Annotated in this window: 20 protein-coding genes; 16 read left to right on the top strand and 4 right to left on the bottom strand. The window is 62.8% G+C overall.

Features of this window, described 5'->3' with window-relative positions; all coding sequences use genetic code 11:
• Positions 1-102 precede the first annotated feature (102 nt).
• Positions 103-537 (top strand): SRPBCC family protein, encoded by a 435-nt coding sequence (locus tag ABWI03_RS22465; protein WP_095969610.1) that lies wholly within the window; start codon positions 103-105, stop codon positions 535-537.
• 54 nt (positions 538-591) lie between these two features.
• Here the strand turns inward: ABWI03_RS22465 and ABWI03_RS22460 are convergent, their stop codons facing one another.
• The 3 genes from ABWI03_RS22460 to ABWI03_RS22450 form a co-directional block, all read right to left on the bottom strand.
• Complete coding sequence (locus ABWI03_RS22460) at positions 592-2103, bottom strand: alpha/beta hydrolase (RefSeq protein WP_298776392.1); 1512 nt, start codon at positions 2101-2103, stop codon at positions 592-594.
• Complete coding sequence (locus ABWI03_RS22455) at positions 2103-2399, bottom strand: hypothetical protein (RefSeq protein ID WP_124566711.1); 297 nt, start codon at positions 2397-2399, stop codon at positions 2103-2105. Before ABWI03_RS22455 ends, ABWI03_RS22460 begins: the two co-directional genes overlap by 1 nt.
• Before the next feature lie 84 nt (positions 2400-2483).
• A complete protein-coding gene (locus tag ABWI03_RS22450; RefSeq protein WP_095969613.1) occupies positions 2484-3284 on the bottom strand; it encodes an Rv3717 family N-acetylmuramoyl-L-alanine amidase in 801 nt (266 codons plus the stop codon).
• Positions 3285-3393: 109 nt separating this feature from the next.
• Here ABWI03_RS22450 and ABWI03_RS22445 point away from each other — a divergent pair, with 109 nt between their 5' ends.
• The 4 genes from ABWI03_RS22445 to ABWI03_RS22430 all read left to right on the top strand — a co-directional run bounded on the left by ABWI03_RS22445 (position 3394) and on the right by ABWI03_RS22430 (position 6493).
• Positions 3394-3732: a YbaB/EbfC family nucleoid-associated protein gene (locus tag ABWI03_RS22445; protein WP_003943929.1), complete on the top strand. Its 339-nt coding sequence runs from the start codon at positions 3394-3396 to the stop codon at positions 3730-3732.
• 12 nt (positions 3733-3744) lie between these two features.
• A complete protein-coding gene (gene recR, locus ABWI03_RS22440; RefSeq protein ID WP_003943917.1) occupies positions 3745-4365 on the top strand; it encodes a recombination mediator RecR in 621 nt (206 codons plus the stop codon).
• Positions 4365-4934: a TetR/AcrR family transcriptional regulator gene (locus ABWI03_RS22435; RefSeq protein WP_095969614.1), complete on the top strand. Its 570-nt coding sequence runs from the start codon at positions 4365-4367 to the stop codon at positions 4932-4934. The genes recR and ABWI03_RS22435 overlap by 1 nt, the downstream gene beginning before the upstream one ends.
• 86 nt (positions 4935-5020) lie before the next feature.
• Entirely contained in the window at positions 5021-6493 is a 1473-nt protein-coding gene (locus tag ABWI03_RS22430; protein ID WP_298776387.1) for an MFS transporter, read from the top strand.
• On the opposite strand, the gene ABWI03_RS22425 is transcribed toward ABWI03_RS22430, so the two are convergent.
• On the bottom strand, positions 6480-7193 hold the full coding sequence (locus tag ABWI03_RS22425; RefSeq protein ID WP_172436514.1) for a TetR/AcrR family transcriptional regulator: 714 nt from the start codon (positions 7191-7193) through the stop codon (positions 6480-6482). The genes ABWI03_RS22430 and ABWI03_RS22425 overlap by 14 nt on opposite strands.
• Positions 7194-7258: 65 nt before the next feature.
• On the opposite strand from ABWI03_RS22425, the gene ABWI03_RS22420 reads away from it, so the two are divergent.
• The 11 genes from ABWI03_RS22420 (at position 7259) to ABWI03_RS22370 (ending at position 18876) form a co-directional block, all read left to right on the top strand.
• Positions 7259-7837, top strand: a complete 579-nt coding sequence (locus tag ABWI03_RS22420) for an FAS1-like dehydratase domain-containing protein (protein ID WP_296553404.1) — start codon at positions 7259-7261, stop codon at positions 7835-7837.
• Positions 7834-8262, top strand: a complete 429-nt coding sequence (locus ABWI03_RS22415) for a Zn-ribbon domain-containing OB-fold protein (RefSeq protein WP_095969617.1) — start codon at positions 7834-7836, stop codon at positions 8260-8262. The genes ABWI03_RS22420 and ABWI03_RS22415 overlap by 4 nt, the downstream gene beginning before the upstream one ends.
• Positions 8259-8672: a hotdog family protein gene (locus ABWI03_RS22410; RefSeq protein WP_095969618.1), complete on the top strand. Its 414-nt coding sequence runs from the start codon at positions 8259-8261 to the stop codon at positions 8670-8672. The genes ABWI03_RS22415 and ABWI03_RS22410 overlap by 4 nt, the downstream gene beginning before the upstream one ends.
• The gene (locus tag ABWI03_RS22405; RefSeq protein ID WP_298776383.1) at positions 8669-9850 is read left to right on the top strand and encodes a lipid-transfer protein; all 1182 of its coding nucleotides are present in this window, start codon (positions 8669-8671) and stop codon (positions 9848-9850) included. Before ABWI03_RS22410 ends, ABWI03_RS22405 begins: the two co-directional genes overlap by 4 nt.
• 32 nt (positions 9851-9882) lie before the next feature.
• Positions 9883-11091 carry a DegT/DnrJ/EryC1/StrS family aminotransferase gene (locus ABWI03_RS22400; RefSeq protein ID WP_298776381.1) on the top strand — a complete coding sequence of 403 codons (1209 nt, stop codon included), beginning with the start codon at positions 9883-9885 and terminating at the stop codon, positions 11089-11091.
• A gap of 1 nt (position 11092) precedes the next feature.
• A complete protein-coding gene (locus ABWI03_RS22395; protein WP_298776379.1) occupies positions 11093-11929 on the top strand; it encodes an SDR family NAD(P)-dependent oxidoreductase in 837 nt (278 codons plus the stop codon).
• On the top strand, positions 11926-13056 hold the full coding sequence (locus ABWI03_RS22390) for a steroid 3-ketoacyl-CoA thiolase (RefSeq protein WP_298776376.1): 1131 nt from the start codon (positions 11926-11928) through the stop codon (positions 13054-13056). Before ABWI03_RS22395 ends, ABWI03_RS22390 begins: the two co-directional genes overlap by 4 nt.
• 27 nt (positions 13057-13083) lie before the next feature.
• Positions 13084-15294 carry an acyl-CoA dehydrogenase family protein gene (locus ABWI03_RS22385; protein WP_298776374.1) on the top strand — a complete coding sequence of 737 codons (2211 nt, stop codon included), beginning with the start codon at positions 13084-13086 and terminating at the stop codon, positions 15292-15294.
• 17 nt (positions 15295-15311) lie between these two features.
• On the top strand, positions 15312-16517 hold the full coding sequence (locus tag ABWI03_RS22380) for an acyl-CoA dehydrogenase family protein (RefSeq protein ID WP_298776371.1): 1206 nt from the start codon (positions 15312-15314) through the stop codon (positions 16515-16517).
• Between the two features lies 1 nt (position 16518).
• On the top strand, positions 16519-17646 hold the full coding sequence (locus ABWI03_RS22375; protein WP_296553418.1) for an acyl-CoA dehydrogenase family protein: 1128 nt from the start codon (positions 16519-16521) through the stop codon (positions 17644-17646).
• 66 nt (positions 17647-17712) lie between these two features.
• Positions 17713-18876 carry a low temperature requirement protein A gene (locus ABWI03_RS22370; RefSeq protein WP_298776367.1) on the top strand — a complete coding sequence of 388 codons (1164 nt, stop codon included), beginning with the start codon at positions 17713-17715 and terminating at the stop codon, positions 18874-18876.
• Position 18877: the final 1 nt, after the last annotated feature.

Genomic DNA, 18877 nt, shown 5'->3' with positions numbered 1-18877 from the left:
GCAGGCAGTATGGAAAGGAATATCTGCGCAGTTCGAGGTGCGGATTCGGGTAGTCAATCGCGGTATCGAGCCGCGTTGGTCGAGCAAGGAGACGTAGGGCATATGGGTCAGGTCAATGCAATGAGTTCGATAGTCGTCACAGCAGCACCCGACAAGGTGCTCGCGGCGCTCTCGGACTACGAGACGGTTCGCCCGCGAATCCTGTCCGAGCAGTACCTCGACTACAAGGTCGTCGAAGGCGGCCAGGGTGACGGCACCGTCGCGCAGTGGACGCTGAAGGCGACGGAAAAGCGCTCGCGCAACGTCAAGGCCACCGTGACGGTCGACGGCAACGTCATCACCGAGAAGGACGCGAACTCCAGTCTCGTCACCACCTGGACCGTTGCCCCCAACGGCACCGGAACGACGGTGACGACGCTCACCCAGTGGCAGGGTGCCACCGGTATCGGTGGTTTCTTCGAGCGCACCTTCGCTCCGAAGGGTCTGCAGCGTATCCAGGCCCAGGTCCTCGAGAACCTCAAGCGCGAACTCGTCTGACTGATCCTGCATCACCGAGATGGCGTCGTACCTTCACCGGTACGGCGCCTTCTTTCATGGGCCGGTAATGATCCGCCCCAATTCGGTGAGTGCGGGGTTTCCGCTTTCCCAGTAATCGCTGTGAACTCCGAACCCAGGCTCTCCGGGTGATCCGGTGAATACCTGCGCGCCGAATTCCGGGTCCGAGGGGTCGAACCCGTGGATTCCGAGGATCTTGGGGATCAATTGGACCGGATCCCAGAAGGCCGTCGTCGAATGAACATGGCGCGCCACCTCGGCCGCGTCGACGCGGTCCAGGCTCAGTTCGTTCACGCGCTCGGCATCGACGCCCGGGCTGGCGACGAAAACCAGTTCGTCGACGTCGAGGGAAGCGCCACGGGTAGTCGCAGCACCGACGACGGTGCTGCCGTAGGAATGACCGATCACCACGTTGTGTGACGGCGGACCGTCGTGTGAGGCGCGTAGCCCGTTTTGAAAACTGTCCAGCCTCGGCGCCGCGGAGTTGGCGTAGAGATCCGATGCTGCGTCGGGAATGCCTGGGGGAGAGTCGTATCCGGACCACAGGATCACTGATGTGGCTTCCGTTGGTGCCGTCCTGACGGCCGCGTCGTACATGGCCTTGGTTCGTTGCAGATCGCCGCCGACGCCGGATAGCCCGGAGCCGGTTCCGGGAACCAGTGTTGCGACGTTGTCGGCGGCATCGGGATTACCGACTGCCACGACGGCGTGCCCATCCGTGACCGAGAGAAGGAACATGTCCGGTCGAAGTTCGCCGTGCACGGCCGCATATCCCGCGGCTACCGTTCGATCCGGCAACCGCTCGAGCACAGTGAGGTACCGCCGGTTGTAGTAGTCCCGGTCGAGAGCGGGAAGGCCGTCGAGGCTACCGATGGACGGATCCCACCTCGCCAACGCGTCTTTCTCGCCGGGGCTCAGTGTTTCCCACAGTCGATGTAGTTCTGCGGGTGTCCCGGGGAGTGTCGACCTCCCGTCGAGAATGTCGACGACTGTGCGGCCCAGAGAATCAGGCTGACTACCCAAAAGTGATCCGATCTCCCGGAATGCCTCACCCAGAGCAGTCGCGGCCCGGTTGTCTTGGTCGTCGAGCAACGTCAACGCAGTGGAGATCTTCTGCTGAAAAATCTGTGCAGTCGTGGCGTTTTCGGAATCCTGCATGACGTCGGCCACATTCCACGGCTGCTTCGGCGCGGGTGCCGATACAGCCCCACTGTCTGACACCGTCAAGCCGTGTTCGAGCGTCGCCTCCTCGACCAGATCCAGAACTGATTTTCGCGCCACACCAATCGTATTGGCCGCTCCGCCATACAGATCCGCAACTACGCGAACCGCGATCGACAGCCGAGACGAGGAAAGCGAGATGCCAGACCACAGCACTGCCGCCGCGCTCGACGCTTGTCCCTGCCAGAATTCACGGACGGCGTCGACGCTGCGTCCGGCGTCATCGCCGAGAACTTCGATCTGCCGGTCGATTTCGATCAGTTCCGAAGCGCTTGTGCGCAATCTCTCCGGTGACCACGCGCGAAGCTGAGAAACGGTGGGCCGCATCAGTAGGCTCCGCGCAGTTCGGACACCACTTCTGCCTCGGCAGCGTCGTACAGACCTGCTGCGGCAGCGGTTCCCGACGCCATCAGTCCCAACTGCGTAGCCAGGTGCCGGTACGCGTCCGCGATGACGTCTGCATTCCCGATCGACACAGCCGTGACGGCGGACGAGTTCAGGGCCGCCGAGGCTTCGAAGATCGGGCCGGCAGAATCGATCCCCGAGATCTGATCCGCAATTCGAGACAGATCAGCCGAAAGTTGCTGCAACGCAGCAATGTCTACCTGAAGTATCGGCCCCATGGCAGAACCGTATCCAGGTGAGCGGGCTACCGGGGCGGTGACGACTTTCCTGTGGACAAGCGGGATTTCTCCACAGAAGCGAGGTCAGGGGGTTGTCAGGAAGGCGGTGACTCCGCTGGTGACGGCGGCTGCGTACTCCTGCTGACCGTCCGGGCTCGTCATGCGCGCTGCCTCGTCGGCATTTCGCATGTTGCCGAGTTCGACCAGAATCGACGGCCGCTGCGACAGGTTGAGGCCAGTGAGGTCGGCACGTGGTGCCAGCCCGTCGTCACCGATGTAGGTCGACGGGGTGAGTCCGGCCGTGACGAGTGAGTCGCGCATGGTTTCGGCGAAAGCCACGGACGGGCCGGCCTGAACCGTGTTCAGCGGGGGAGCGGAGTAGCAGACGTGGAAGCCCTCGGCGCCAGCTGCTGCGCCATCCGCGTGAATGCTCACCACGACGTCGGCGCCGGAGGAATTGGCCGCTTCGGCGCGTGCGTCGACGCATGATCCGACGCTGACGTCATCGGGTCGACTCAGGACGACTGTGGCGCCTCGGCCTTCGAGTTCGCTCTTGACCAGGCTCGCCACTTCCCAGTTGAAGGTGTGCTCGGGGAACCCGGCATCGGTGTTGGTTCCGGTGGTCTGGCAGTTCTTGGTGCCGCCGCGGCCCGTGGGGACCTGGGTATTGATGCTGTCGTCGTTCGCCCCGCTGTGCCCGGGATCGAGGAAGACGACCTTGCCGGTGAGCGCAGCGGGGACGTCAGCGGCGACAGTGCTGAGCGGAGACACCTCGACCGAGGTCGTGGCCTCGGCAGTCTCAGTCGGAATCGTGCACGCAGCGCTCAGAAGCCCGGCCCCGACCACGGCAATCAGGGCAGTGGAGCGGAACACACGTGATGCCATGTTTGACCTACCTGACGGTTTTACGGTGTCTGACTGGTTCCGGCGCACCCGCTCACGGTAGCGCGCACCGACTACGCTGGTGGGGATAACTCTGTAGAAAGGACCGCTCGTGCAACCAGGTGGAGCACCCGACATGTCTGCTCTGTTGGCTCAGGCTCAGCAGATGCAGCAGCAATTGATGGCGGCGCAGCAGGAAATGGCTCAGGCCGAAGTGACCGGTCAGGCCGGTGGCGGACTGGTTGTCGCCACGGTCAAGGGCACCGGCGAGGTTGTCGGTCTGCAGATCGACCCCAAGGTCGTCGACCCCGAAGACGTCGAGACGCTGCAGGATCTGGTGATCGGCGCGATCGAGGACGCTTCGCGCAAGGCACAGGAAGTCGCTGCTGAGAAGCTCGGCCCGTTGGCCGGCGGACTCGGCGGAGGCCTTCCCGGTCTCCCCGGCTTCTAGAAACGAGAACGCGTGTACGAAGGTCCGGTTCAGGATCTGATCGACGAACTCGGGAAGCTTCCCGGAGTCGGGCCGAAGAGCGCTCAACGCATCGCTTTTCACCTGCTTTCCGTGGAGCCTCCCGAGATCGACCGTTTGAAGAATGCATTGCAGCGCATCCGTGACGGGGTTCAGTTCTGCACGGTGTGCGGAACTGTGTCCGATCAGGAGAAGTGCCGCATCTGCGCCGACGCACGTCGCGACCGCACGGTGATCTGCGTCGTAGAGGAGCCGAAGGACGTCCAGGCTGTCGAGCGCACCCGGGAGTTCAAGGGTCGCTATCACGTGCTCGGTGGTGCGCTCAATCCGCTCTCGGGGATCGGGCCGGACCAGTTGCGCATCCGGGAGTTGTTGGCTCGCATCGCAAATCAGGAGGACGGTGTCGACGTGTCCGAGGTCATCATCGCCACCGACCCCAATACCGAGGGCGAGGCGACAGCTACGTATCTCGTTCGCATGATGCGAGACATCCCGGGGCTGACGGTGTCTCGGTTGGCTTCGGGCCTTCCGATGGGTGGCGATCTCGAATTTGCCGACGAGTTGACGTTGGGTCGGGCATTGTCCGGCCGTCGTGAATTGTCGCGGAACGCTTGATGAGCGGCACGGGGCAAGGTCAGCAAGTGCGGCGTACGTCCGAGCAGACCCGTGCGGAGATCATCGCGTCGGCCGGGAAGGCGTTTGCGACTCGGCCGTACCGCGAGATCACGCTCAAGGACATTGCCGAAGACGCGGGAGTCAGCGCTCCGCTGATCATCAAGTACTTCGGATCCAAAGAGCAGTTGTACGACGAGTTGGTCGACTTCCGCGCGGCGGCGATAACGGTATTCGACGCACCGAACGACTCGCTGGGCGAACGCATGGTCTCTTTGTTCACCAAGCCGCTGGAGTCGTACAAGCCGTTGTCCATGAGCTTGTTGTTCATGAGCGGTGTCAGCGAAGAGAGCAACCGCAAGCTGCGCGAGAACTATTCGACGCAGATGATCGACACTCTCGCCGCTCGCCTGTCCGGCCCAGACGCCAGATTGCGCGCGGAACTGGCGATGTCGATGGTGGTCGGAGTGGCGATCATGCGCCGACGGATGATGGCCGGCCATGCCACCGGCACCCAGGACGAGGTGGTTGCCCTGTACGCACCACTTGTCCAAAAGCTCCTCGACGGGTGAGCGGCGTCACAATTCTTGCTTGGTAAACATCCGTTCACCTAATGTAGGTGAACGGATATTTACCTAGTGGGAACAGGCGGTGTGGGGTGACGACGCTCGACCGTCCACCGGGCACACCAGCAGTCCCCACCCTCGATACGAGTCCGGTGCTGCCGCGCTCCCGCTTCCTGTTTCCCATCGTTGTCGCCGCCGCCGTGTTCCAGGCAGTTCTGCAGACCGTCATCGTTCCGCTGCTGCCGGAGTTGCCTCACTTCACGGGTGCCGGGCGCACGGCCGTGTCGTGGTTGGTGACCGTCACGCTGCTGGTCGGCGCCGTGGTCACTCCCATCTTCGGCCGGCTCGCAGACATGTTCGGCAAGAAGAAGATGCTTCTCGTCGCCTTCTCGATGATGACTCTCGGCTCGATGTTGTGTGCACTGTCCTCGGACATCGCGGTCCTCATCTTCGCGAGAGCGTTGCAAGGGGCCGGGTCGGCAGTCATCCCCATCGGAATCTCCATGCTGCGCGACGAGTTGCCACGCAACAAGGTCAACGGCGCAGTGGCCATGATGAGTTCGACGCTCGGCGTCGGAACAGCTTTGGGCATACCGTTTTCCGCGATGATCGCGCAGTACTCGAACTGGCACGTCCTGTTCTGGGTAACCACCGCCATCGGGCTGTCCGTGACTCTTGCTGCGGTGCTGTTCATTCGAGAGTCCGAGCCGAATCCGTCGGGAAGATTCGACGGCGTCGGGGCTGCCGGTTTGAGTGCCGCGATGATCGCGCTACTGGTACCGATCACCCAGGGATCGAGTTGGGGATGGACCAGCGGAGCGGTGATCTCCATGCTGGCCGCGTCGGCGGTGCTGTTCACACTCTGGGTAATTCAACAGCGGCGCAACGTCAATCCGCTGGTCGACGTCCGTGCTCTCGTCAAGCGTGCGGTGTTGATCCCGCATCTGGCGGCTCTGCTGGTCGGGTTCGCCTTCTTCGGGAACACGCTGATCACCACGCAGCTGCTGCAAGGGATGAAGGGGCCGGGCGCCGGGTACGGCCTGTCGATCATCGCAGCAGCGCTCTGCCAGATTCCGGCGAGTATCGCGATGGTGCTGTTCTCACCGGTCGCGGTGCGAATCACCGACCGCTTCGGTTCACGAACTGCGATGTTGACCGGTGCCGTGTTCCTCGCCGGCGGGTACGGGATTCACGCAGTTGCAGGTAAGCCGCTGTGGGGAGTGGTTGCAGCACTGGGCATCACAGCAGTCGGGACCGCCATCGTCTACAGCACGCTCTCGCTGCTGATTCTGGTTGCCGTGCCGCGTCAGCGACTGGCGGCAGCCAACGGGGTGAACTCACTTCTGCGGACGTCCGGAAGCACGATCTGCAGCGCGACGGTGGCAACCATCCTCGCGGCATTCGTGATCAGCGGTTCGGAACATTCCACGTCGTGGACCGGATTCTCCGTCGCCTACCTGGTGTGCGCGGGTTGCGCGGTGGTCGTATTCGCAGTGTCGATCCTGTTGCCGCAGGGGCGAACCCCGAAACACATTGATCTGCCGGATCTCGTCAGGCGACCCTGAATCCCGAGAGGAAGAGCGTGATCATCAGATCCGCGAACTCTTCGGTGGTGTACTTCTGGCGGTCCGGCCAATGCGTTGTCGACCACAGGGTGTCGCGTACCGATCGATAGAAAATCTCCGGGGCCACGTCTTTGCGGAAGATTCCCTGATCGACACCTTCGGCAATCGCTTTCATCCAATGCTCGCGGACCTGGCGGGAAGGCCCGTCGACGGATTGCAGGAGATCGTTGTCGCGTAGGTAGGCCCGATCGTTCTGGTAGATCGCCGTCGGGTGGGGGTGCAGTTCGATGACGATCAGCGTCTCGCGGATCAGGCCGCGTAGGACGTCCTCGGGGCCGTTCGCCGTCTGCTCCACCTGATCGAAGCGGAGCTGAATGTCGGTGATGAAGCCGCGCATGAGCTCGGCAACTATCGCATTCTTCGACTTGAAGTAGTGGTAAAGGCTGCCCGAGAACACTCCGGCGGCGTCGCCGATCTCGCGAACGGTCGTGGTGGCGACACCCTTCCTGGCGAACAACTCGGCTGAGCTCTCCAGGATCTTCTCCCGACGATCTGGTGATGCCACTGAAATCTCCACTGGTTGTCGGTCCTGCTCAGGGCAGGGTTTCGCGGGTGCCGGGCTGCCGGCGTCGAACGTAGCGCAATCCTGCCTGATAGCTCCGGCTCGAACCAATTCGTCGGTGAGATCGCGTGTTTCCACTTCCGGATTCCTATGCTAGCTTCAGAATCAAGCGCTTGCTCAACTTTCGTTCACGGAGGATTTCAGTGCAGAGCCTGCAGACGCAATTTCCGAATTTCATCGGCGCAGAGGCCGAACCGGCCCGGGTCGCCCGCTACGCGGTCAACGAGGCGATGATCCGCAACTGGGTCGAGGCGCACGACGACCGCAACCCGATCTACGTCGACGCCGAGGCCGCCCGCAGTACCGGCCGTCGAGACGTCGTCTGTCCGCCCGCCATGATTTCGACCTGGGTGATGGCGGGTTACCGACGTTATCGGCAGGTCCAGCAACTTCGCGCCGACGGAGCCTCCGAGGACTTCGCGTATTCACGACTGCTGGCGTTGTTGGACGAGGCCGGATACACGTCCGTTGTCGCGACCAACGTCGAGCAGGAGTATTTCGCGGAGCTGAGCCCCGGAGATCACGTCACCGCGCATTTCACCATCGAAGCGATCTCGCCGTTCAAACAGACTGCCCTCGGTCACGGGTGCTTCATCACTCTGTTCAAGAAGTACGTCGACCAGGACGGAAAGACGTTGGTCGAAGAGCGCTTTCGATTGCTCAGGTTCAAACCAGATGCCCAGCCCGATACCCGGCTCGATGCCCAGGAGGTAATCGCATGAGCGAGACCGGCTCCCGCAACACTGCTGTACCGAGACTTACCGTCACCGACGACAACGATTTCTTCTTCTCCGCCGCACAAGAGGGTCGCCTCGAGATCCAACGGTGCGCGGATTGCAAGACGCTGCGCCACCCACCCGCGCCCGCCTGCCCGGAATGCCGCTCGTTCAGTTGGGACACAGTCGAATCCACGCGTCGATGCACGTTGCACAGCTTCACAGTCATCCATCACCCGAAGGATCCTGCCTTCGAGTACCCGCTCGCCGTCGGGCTCGTCGACCTCGAAGAAGGCACGCGACTGGTTGCCGACATCGCGGGGATCGATCACGAGGAACTCGAATTCGGCATGGAACTCGAAGTGGCGTTCTCCGAGCACGCTCACGGCGAGATGCTGCCGCAACTGAGGCGACGGGGATCGGTGCAATGACGAATCTTTTTGATTACGAAGTGGGTTCGGCCCTCCCCAGCCTCGAACTGCCGTTGGACCGAACGCTCATCGTCGCCACCGCGATCTCTTCGCAGGATTTCGAGGACGTGCATCACGATCCGGGTAAGGCACAGGGTCGCGGAACTCCCGACATCTTCATGAGCATCAACACCACCAACGGGCTCATCGACCGCTATATCACCGACTGGTCCGGCCCGGGATCGCGAATCGTCAAAACATCACTACGGCTTGGTGTTCCGAACTTCCCCGGAGACACAATGACATTCACCGGCAAGGTCACCGCCGCAGACGGCCGGGCGCTCACCGTGACAGTTCTCGGGCAGAACGCGCGCGGAACACACGTGACGGCCGACGTGACTCTCGAACCGGTGGAAAGGGTAATCGCATGACACGAGGATTTTCGAGACAAGCAGCCATCGCCGGGATCGGCGCCACCGAGTTCTCCAAGAACTCCGGCCGCAGTGAATGGCAGTTGGCGTGCGAATCCGTGATCGCCGCGCTCGACGACGCTCACATCGAGGCAGAAGAGGTGAACGGATTTGCGCTGTTCACCATGGAGAACAACCCCGAGATTGCGGTCGCACGCGCCCTCGGGATCCCGGAACTGACGTTCTTCAGTCGTATTCCACACGGAGGCGGCGGTGCCTGCGCACCGGTTCAGCAAGCAGCGCTTGCCGTCGCCAGTGGTGTCGCCGACGTCGTGGTCGTCTACCGTGCCTTCAACGAAAGATCAGGTCACCGATTCGGCGCCGGGCCACCGCCCTTTGCGTACAACGCGTCGACGGACCAGGAGTATCGGAACTGGATCAACCCGTACGGGCTTCTGACCCCGGCGCAGCAGGAAGCCTTCCTGGCCAAGCTGTACATGCACAAGTACGGGGCAACCAGCGCCGACTTCGGTCAGATCTCGGTTCTCTCACGCAAGCACGCCGCGAACAACCCCAAGGCCTGGTTCTACGAACGCCCGATCACTATCGAGGACCATCAGAACTCACGCATGATCGCCGACCCCATCCGCCTGCTCGACTGCTGCCAGGAAAGTGACGGCGGACAGGCGCTGGTCATCGTCAGTGCGGAGCGCGCCCGCGACCTGCCGCACAAACCGGCGATCATCAGCGGTGCTGCGCAAGGCGTAGGTCCGCAACAGATCTCGATGAGCAGCTACTACCGCGACGACATCGACAGCATGCCGGAAGTCGAACTCGTGGCGCGCCAACTGTGGGACCAGGCCGATATCGGTCCGGACGACATCGATGCCGCAATTCTCTACGACGCTTTCACCCCGATGGTCCTGCTTCAACTCGAGGAGTACGGATTCTGCGGTCGGGGCGAGGCCAAAGACTTCATCGCCGACGGCAATCTCGAGTTGGACGGTCGCCTGCCGATCAACACCCACGGCGGTCAACTCGGTGAGGGATACATCCACGGCGTCAACGGCATTGCCGAAGGTGTTCGCCTGATCCGCGGCACCTCCACCAACCAACCCACCAAAACTCTGGACAACGTGCTCGTGACCGGCGGCTCTCCCGTCCCGCACAGTGCGCTCGTCCTCTCGGCAGATCGCTGAATCTGCCGCCTATTCGAGAAAGCAGGAACAAGATGAGCGAGCGGATCACCTACGCCAGGGCCACCCACGGCGAGGAAGAAATACAGGCGGTTGTCGACGTCTTGCGCAGCGGGCATCAAGGATTGCGCATCGGCAAGAACGTCTTCGAGATGGAAGAACGCATCGCGGCCTTGGCAGGCAAGAAGTTCGGCGTCATGTGCAACTCGGGATCCTCGGGTTTGTACTTGGCAGTCGAGCTGCTCGGGCTGCCTGCCGGAAGCGAGATCATCACGTCGCCGCTGACGTTCTCCACCGACATCGCACCGATCGTTCGTGCCGGTCTGGTGCCGGTGTTCGTGGACGTGGAACCGAACACGTTCAACGTCGACGTCACCAAGATCGAGGCCATGGTCACCGAGAAGACCGGTGCCATACTGATGCCGAACCTGGCCGGCAACTGCCCGGACTGGGACGTCATCCGCGACATCGCAGATCGACACGGACTCAAGGTGATCGAGGATTCGTGTGATGCGATCGGCGCCACGCTCCGCGGCACTCCTACCGGCTCTCGGGCCGACATCGTCGTCACCAGTTTCTCGATGGCACACATCATCACGTGCGCGGGAACCGGCGGAATGGTGTGCGTCGACGACGAAGCCAGCCGAGACAAGGCTCTTCTGCTTCGCCGTTGGGGCCGTCGTAGCGAGCCGAACCTGTTCGGCAGCACCAAGTCCGGTCGAGTGTTCCGTGAAGAACTCGACGGCGTCGACTACGACAACGATTTCATTTTCGAGCTCATGTCGTGGAACTTCGAGCCCTCCGAACTCGGCGCAGCCTACGGCGTGGTGCAGCTCGACAAGCTGGAAGAGAACTACAAGACGCGCAAGGCCACCTTTGCGGCCTTCACAGCGGCATATGGTGCTCACCCCGAATTCTTCACGACGCCGGTAGAACTCGGCGGTCTCGATACCGCGTGGCTGTGCTACCCGGTGATGATCAACGAGAACGCACCCTTCACGCGTAGCGACCTGCAGGAAGCCATCGAGGCCGACGGTATCGACACCCGAACTGTGTGGAGCGGCAATGTCACTCGTCACCCGATGATGAACAACATCGAGTTCCGCCAGCCGGCCGAGGGTCTGCCGGAAGCCGACGCGGTCTTTGCCCGCGGCATGACACTCGGTATGAGCCACGGCCTGCGTGACGACGAAGTTGCTCGGATTGCGGAGAGCATCAATCGCTTCGCTTCGAAGTTCAAATAGCATGACGAGGCGCTTTGACGGCCGCCGAGCGCTTGTCACCGGTTCCAGCCGCGGAATCGGTGCGGGCGTAGCAGAGCGACTGGCAGCTGAGGGTGCCGACGTCGCCCTTGTGGCTCGGACACTCGGCACGCATGCAACCCTGCCGGGCAGTCTCGAAGAGACTGCGGCTCGAATTGCCAAGTACGGAACCAAAGTCGAGATAGTCGTGGCAGATCTGACGGACGAGCAGCAGCGCGACACCGTTGTGCCGGTCGCGATCGAGAAGCTCGGCGGGACTGTCGACATCCTGGTGAACAACGCGGCAGCGGCGATCTATCAGCCTCTGTCGGATTACCCACTGCGGCGGCGACGTCTGATGTTCGAGGCGAATGTCCATGCACCGCTCGATCTCATGCAAGCCGTGGTACCGGGGATGCTGGCAAACGGATACGGCTGGATCGTGAACGTGTCCAGCGGCACCGTCAAACCGTGGCAGGGTCCGCCGTTCACGTGGGTCGAACCGGGAACTGCCATGACCGTGTACGGCGCGTCCAAGGCGGCGCTCAACAGGCTGAGCAACGGTATGGGCGTGGAACTCTATGGCCAGGGGGTTCGCGTCAACACGGTTCAACCGCGGGCAGCGGTGCTCAGTGAGGGTGCAAGAGTCCTGGTCGGTGAGACTATCCGGCCGGATCAGGTCGAATCTATGGAACAAATGGTGGAAGCGGTCACAGCGTTGTGCGATTGCGACACCGAGTTCACCGCTCGATCGTGCGTCAGCTTGGACCTGATCGACGAGTGGTCCCTGACCGTGCGTGGTCTGGACGGAACGGCACTACGAACCGAGGAGTTGGCATGAAGCCCGTCATCGTGGACGCAGCACGAACGCCGTTCGGCAAGCGTGAGGGTTGGCTGTCCGGAGTCCACGCGGCGGAACTGTTGGGTTATGCGCAGAAGGGCGTGCTGGATCGGGTCGGCGTGGATCCTGACGCGGTCGACCAGGTCATCGGTGGCTGTGTGACGCCTCTCGGTGAGCAGTTCGGCAACGTCGTGCGTACGTCCTGGATGCATGCGGGCCTTCCGTTGAAAGCCGGCTGCACCACGATCGACGCGCAGTGCGGCACAGCGCAGCAGTCTGTGCAGTTGATCGCCGGGCAAATTGCCATCGGTGCAGTCGAGGTGGGGGTGGCGTGCGGAGTCGAGCTGATGTCCCGCGCGCCGTTGACGTACAAGGTGGGTACGGGCCTGGGGACACCCCGGCCCGAGTCGTGGTCACTCGATACCGTCGACCAGTACACCGCTGCCGATCGGATTGCGGTCAAGCGCGGTTTCAGCCGCGAGGATCTCGACGCCTTCGGGTTGCGCTCGCAGCAGCGAGCCGCAGCAGCCTGGGAGGCAGGACGCTTCGACTCGCACATCATCGACGTGGTCGCTCCGGGCTCCGACGTTCCGGTTCACCGGGATCAGGGACTGCGCGAATCGAGCCTCGAAGGACTCGCGAAACTGCGCACCGTCCAAGAGGGCGGATTGCACACCGCTGGAACGTCTTCGCAGGTCTCGGACGGTGCGAGTGCGGCTCTGCTGATGTCCGAGGATCGAGCCAAGGCTCTCGGCGTGCGGCCGCGGGCAAAGTTGCTGGCGCAGTGCGTCATCGGCGGGGACACCGAGTTCATGCTCGACGGTCCCGTCGACGCGGCGAATATCGTGCTCGGACGCACCGGTCTGACGATCGACGACATCGATCTGTTCGAGGTCAACGAGGCATTTGCTTCGGTACCGATGTCGTTCGCAAAGGTTCACGGCGTCGATCCCGAATTGCTGAACGTCAACGGTGGCGCAATTGCACTGGGCCATCCAGCCGGTGCAACCGGAATCAGGCTGTTGGCCAATGTCATCGACGAATTGGAGCGCCGGGACAAATCCACCGCACTGATCGCGATCTGCGCGTCCGCCGCAACCACCTGCCTGATTCTCGAACGCATCTGACCAGAACCGAAGATTGAGGAACCTGCCATGGCGCTACCCCTGCTCGAAGATCACCGTGACCTGGCGGAAGCGGTAGCCGCATTCACGAACCGCTTCGGCGGAATCGCCGATACGCGGAGCAACGTCAAGCGGTACGCCGCCGGTGATCGGCCGGACTCGTGGGATGGGTTGGTCCGTCAGGGCCTGCACGCAGTGCACCTGCCGGAGCAGTACGGCGGTGACGGGGCGGGTCTTGCCGAACTTGCGGTGATAGTCGAGCAATTGGGTGATGCGCTCTATCCGGGACCGTACGTTCCGACGGTCATCGCGAGTGGGATTCTCGCGACAGCCGCCGGATCGGCTGCGGATACAATGCTGACCGAATTGGCTACCGGTGCAACCGGAGCAGTCTGTACCGGCGCGGGGTTGCGTGCGGCTCGCGGCGATGCGGGGTGGACAGTGAGCGGTTCTGGCGACCCAACTCTTGGTCTGCCCGGAGCCGATGTTGTTCTCGTACGGGCGAACAGCGAAGACGGCGATTTGTGGTTCCGGCTCGGACCGTCGACTTCCGCTGCGGTGGCGATCGAGGACGGGGTGGATCTGACACGGTCGATCGGGACCCTGACGTTGACCGAATACCAGGTCGACGACGGACTGATCGTCGACGGTCTCCAGGCGCACCGAGTCGAACTGATCGCCAACACGGTGTTGGCTGCGGAGGCGAGCGGTATCGCCGGTTGGGCGCTACGCACCGCGGTCGACTATGTGAAGTCCCGGCAGCAGTTCGGCCGTCCGGTCGGAAGCTTCCAGGCAGTTCAGCACAAGGCGGCCATGATGCTGGTCCGTTCCGAGATTGCCTGTGCCGCAGCGTGGGATGCGGCTCGGTCCGAGGATCACGACGAGGATCAGCAGAAACTCGTCTCTGCTCAAGCTGTGTTGGCGGCTTTGCCCGTCGGCATCGAGAACGCCCTCGAATGTGTGACTTTGCTCGGCGGAATCGGATTCACCTGGGAGCACGACGCGCATCTGTACTGGCGACGGGCGATCAGTATTGCCGCGGTAGCAGGATCCGAGGTCAAGTGGGCACACACCTTGGGGGACCGGTCTGCTGATTCGGCCCGCGACTTCTCCTTTGTCGACCCGGAGATGCTGCCGGAACTGCGGGAGCAGGTTCGCCGGGTTCTGGACGAGGTCGCGCTGCTGCCTGACGACGGAACCACCAGCGCGAGTTGGGCCCCGGCCAAAGGTAGTGCTCGACGGGCGCGATTTGCCGAAGCCAAACTGGTTGCCCCGCACTATCGGGCGCCGTACGGGCTGGGAGCGGGACCGAGGGAACAGGCTGTCATCGCACATGAATTCGCGATGCGAGGTTGGGCTCAGCCGTCCACGGTGATCGGGGAATGGGTGCTGCCCACGATCCTCGAACACGGTAACGCCGAACAGCAGGACAGGTTCGTCGAGCCCTCTCTGCGAGCCGACATCATCTGGTGCCAGCTCTTCAGCGAGCCGGGCGCGGGATCAGACCTGGCCGGTCTGAGTACGAAAGCGCGGAAAGTCGACGGTGGCTGGGTCCTGTCGGGGCAGAAAGTGTGGAACTCGGGTGCGCACGAGGCAGATTGGGGAGTATGCCTGGCACGCTCCGATGCCGACGTTCCGAAACACCGTGGGCTGTCGTACTTCCTGGTCGACATGACCTCGAAGGGCATCGACGTACGTCCGCTCAAACAATCCACCGGAAAGTCGGAGTTCAACGAGGTATTCCTCGACGACGTGTTCGTGCCGGACGACTGCCTGGTCGCGGAACCGGGGCAGGGTTGGAAGTTGGCTGCGACCACACTGTCCAACGAGCGCCTGAGTATGGGCAGCACACTGCACCACGGTTCGAGCGATCAATTCCGCCAGGTGATAGCCGAGGCGAGCCACGACTGCCCCCGCGAGGAGGCGGTGGAAGGCCTCGGCCGCAGTATCTCTCGCGAACTGGCGCTGTCCGCGATGAATCTGCGCGGGGTATCGGCGCGACTGGCGGGTCAGGAACCGGGTGCCGAGATCAGTGTCTCGAAGGTGTACAACGCCCTGGCACAACGTGAGGGCTCGCGGGATCTTTTGCGACTGCTCGGACCGCGCGCTGCCGTTGTCGATCCGGCAGCGAATTACGCGATAGACCACATCGGACTTCCCTCGATTCTGTTCGGCGGCGGAACCGTCGAAATTCAACTCAACGTCATCGCGCAGCGCGTACTCGGCCTGCCGCGTCCGTAGATCTTAGGAGCTTCACCATGTATCTGGATTTGTCGGAGGAGTCGAAGACTCTGCGCAAGGAATTGCGCGCGTACTTCGCCGAAATCATCAACGACGAGGATCGCCGCGCGTTGGTCGATCAGACCGAAGGCGGACCCGTCTTCGATCGCATCCTGCGCCGGATGGGCAAGGACGGCTGGTTGGGCTTGGGGTGGCCGGAGGAATTCGGCGGACGGGGTGAGGACCCCGAGGCTCTGTACGTGTTCTACGACGAGGTGATTCGCGCCAACGCACCGCTGTCGCTGGTCACGCTGAACACCGTTGGTCCAGCCTTGATCAAGCATGGAACGCAGGCGCAGAAGGACTTCTTCCTCCGCCCGATCCTCGCCGGCGAGTTGATCTTTGCCATCGGCTACACCGAACCGAATGCGGGCACCGATCTCGCGGCACTGGAAACTCGCGCCCGCATCGAGGGTGACGAACTGGTCATCAATGGCAACAAGATCTTCACCAGTGCCGGTGTGTTTGCCGACTGGGTCTGGCTGGCCGTTCGTACCGATCCGGATGCGCCGACGCATCAGGGTATTTCCGTGGTCCTGGTGCCGACGAACTCCCCGGGGTTCTCGGTCACCGAAATTCACACCGTGGGCGGAATCAGTACTTCGGCAACCTATTACGAAGATGTTCGGGTCCCGATCGCCAATGTCGTCGGTGAGCTCAATCAGGGGTGGAAGCTCATCACCAACCAGCTCAACCACGAACGTGTCGCCCTGGCAGCACGCGGAGGCATCGCCAACGAGCTCTTCGCCGAGGTGGTCGAGTGGGCGAAGACAGAACCCGCGGGTGACGGCCGCGTCTACGACATCGGCTGGGTACGTGAGAAATTGGCGGAGGTCTACGCGCTGCTCAGTGCTGCTGATCTGATGAACCTGCGGCTGGTGGCGGACGTCGCCGCCAACACCTTGGGCGGTGGGGATTCGGCCGCGGCCAAGATCTTCGGTACAGAAGCCGTCGTCAGTGCGTACGGCATGCTGCAGGAAGTGCTGGGCGCCAAGGGCTTGCTGCGCCCCGGCACACCCGGAGCTGTACTCGAAGGGCGAGTCGAGAACCTGGGTCGCCGTGCCCAGAACAACACCTTCGGCGGCGGTACCAACGAAGTGATGCGTGAAATTGTCGCAGCCAAGTGCCTGGGTATGACGCTCGCTGCGCGTCGCCGGCCCGCTGCACAGAACGAAAAGAGCTGACATGGAATTCGAATTCGACGACAATCTTTCCGCCGTGCGGGATCTGAGTGAATCGATCTTCTCGGCGAAGTCCGGAGTGGACCGACTGCGGGAAGTGGAGGGCGCCGGCGGTTTCGACGCCGAACTGTGGAAGCTCCTCGCCGACTCCGACGTCCTGGGGATTGCTCTGCCAGAGGAGGTCGGGGGAGCGGGACTCGGAATGCTCGGGCTCGCCGCCGTTCTCGAACAACAGGGCCGACGCGTTGCTCAGGTTCCGTTGTGGTCGGTAGTTGCAACGGCGGCGCTACCGATTGCCGAGTTCGGCAGCACGGAGCAGAAAGCGTCGTGGCTTCCGGGACTGCTCGACGGCTCGGTGATCGTCACCGGTGCCTTCGACACCGGCTACAACGCCGAGACGGCGGTTCGCGCCGAGCCCGCCGCGGACGGCTGGGTACTGTCCGGACGTGTCGACTCGGTCCCGGCGGCCGAGTTCGCTGCCGCACTGGTGCTTCCGGTGACGATGCCGGACGGCAGTGTCACCGTCATGATCGTGCCGACGGACCGGGACGCGCTGGTGCGTACACCGCTTCAGGTGACGAACCGCGAGAACAACAGCGCTGTGCAGTTCGAGGGGGTTGCGGTTACTACAGCTGACGCACTTCCCGCCGACGGCGCGGTGGTTCGAGACTGGACGTTGCGGCGAGCACGGGTGGCGCTGGCGGCCCTGGCCACCGGCGTTTGCGAGGAAGCGCTGGCGATGACGGCGAAATACACCTCCGAGCGAGTGCAATTCGGTCGTCCCCTCTCGACCAACCAGGCAGTTGCCGTCCGGGCCGCCGACGCGTACCTCGACACCGAGAGCACAAGGTTGACCACGCACCGTGCTGCCTGGCTGATGGACAGCGGAGTCGAGAGTGAAGCGGAAGCAGCTGCGCTGGTCGCCAAATGGTGGGCGTCGCGCGGTGGCCTGCGCGTGGTCCACGCGACCCAGCACATGCACGGCGGAATCGGCGCGGATGTCGACTACCCGATTCACCGCTACTTCCTGTGGGGACGGCAGATCGCCTTCACCTTGGGGAGCGCGGGGGCGATAGGCGCCGAACTCGCCGATCAGTTGGAGATCCGAGCCCAGATCGGCGCGTCGGCGTGAATATCTGAGACGACAGGTTCCAGTGACGGGCAGCGCGTCGGCAATCGTCGCGCTACTCTGCCCTTCGTGAATCGCACCAGTTCGTTCATCAGGCCGTTGGTTCCGCGGGATCCGCACGAGCCGCATCGGGTGGCGACGCCGCTCGAGCTGCTCACCGACCTCTGCTTCGTCGTGGCGGTCGCTCAAGCGGCGACCGGTCTGCACCACGCGATCAGCGAAGGGCACGCAGCTTCGGGCGTCGGACACTTCGCGATGGCGTTCTTCGCGATCTGGTGGACGTGGCTGAACTTCACGTGGTTCACCTCGGCGTACGACAACGACGACGGAATCGCCCGGCTGCTGACCATCTTCCAGATCCTCGGATCGCTGGTCCTTGCAGCCGGCATCGTCCGCTTCTTCAACGACGACGCCCTGCTCATTATCGTCGGCTACGTCATCATGCGAATAGCCCTGGTCATCCAATGGCTCAGGGTGTCGCGGAACGACCCCGAACATGCGCTCACGGCTCGTCGATACGCTCTCGGGATCGTCTTGGTCCAGCTCGGTTGGATCGGTTTCTACTTCGTGCCGTCCGCCATTTACGTCCCGACGTTCCTGGTGTTGGTTCTGTGCGAATTCGCGGTACCGATCTGGTCGGAGAAGCCGGGCATGACACCGTGGCACCCGCATCACATCGCAGAGCGGTACTCGTTGTTCTTCATCATCGTTCTGGGCGAGACGATCCTCTCGACCACCATTGCGATTCAGGACGCCGTGGACGGTGAGCATCCGGCAGCGCAGGTCACCTACGTCGTGATCGGCGGTATTCTGATTGTCTTCAGCCTGTGGTGGCTCTACTTCCAACGCAATGCAGGCGAAGTGATCGGCGGTGACAACGTCTCACCCTTTGTCTGGGGGTTCGGTCACTACTTCATCTTCGCCGCCGCTGCCGCCATCGGTGCGGGGTTGGCTTCGCGTGTCGACTTCTGGACTCACCACGGTGACGGCAGCGCGCTGGTGACGGGTGCTGCGGTCACCATTCCGGTCGCGGTCATCCTTGCAGCGTTGTGGTTCATCCACATTCGACTGCACGACTCCTCGGTACGCACCCTCGCACCGTTCTCGGTAGCGATAGTCGTCGTGCTCGGCGGCACCTACACCGCGGTGCCCGAACTTGTCGCGGGACTGGCTTGCGCCGCGCTGTTGGCCGTGGAACTGATTCTGACCGAGGGTAAATCGGAAACCGTCTGAG

The organism is Rhodococcus baikonurensis (genome assembly GCF_040489275.1).
GTDB lineage: Bacteria > Actinomycetota > Actinomycetes > Mycobacteriales > Mycobacteriaceae > Rhodococcus_F > Rhodococcus_F baikonurensis.
This window is presented reverse-complemented; position numbering and strand designations above follow the sequence as displayed.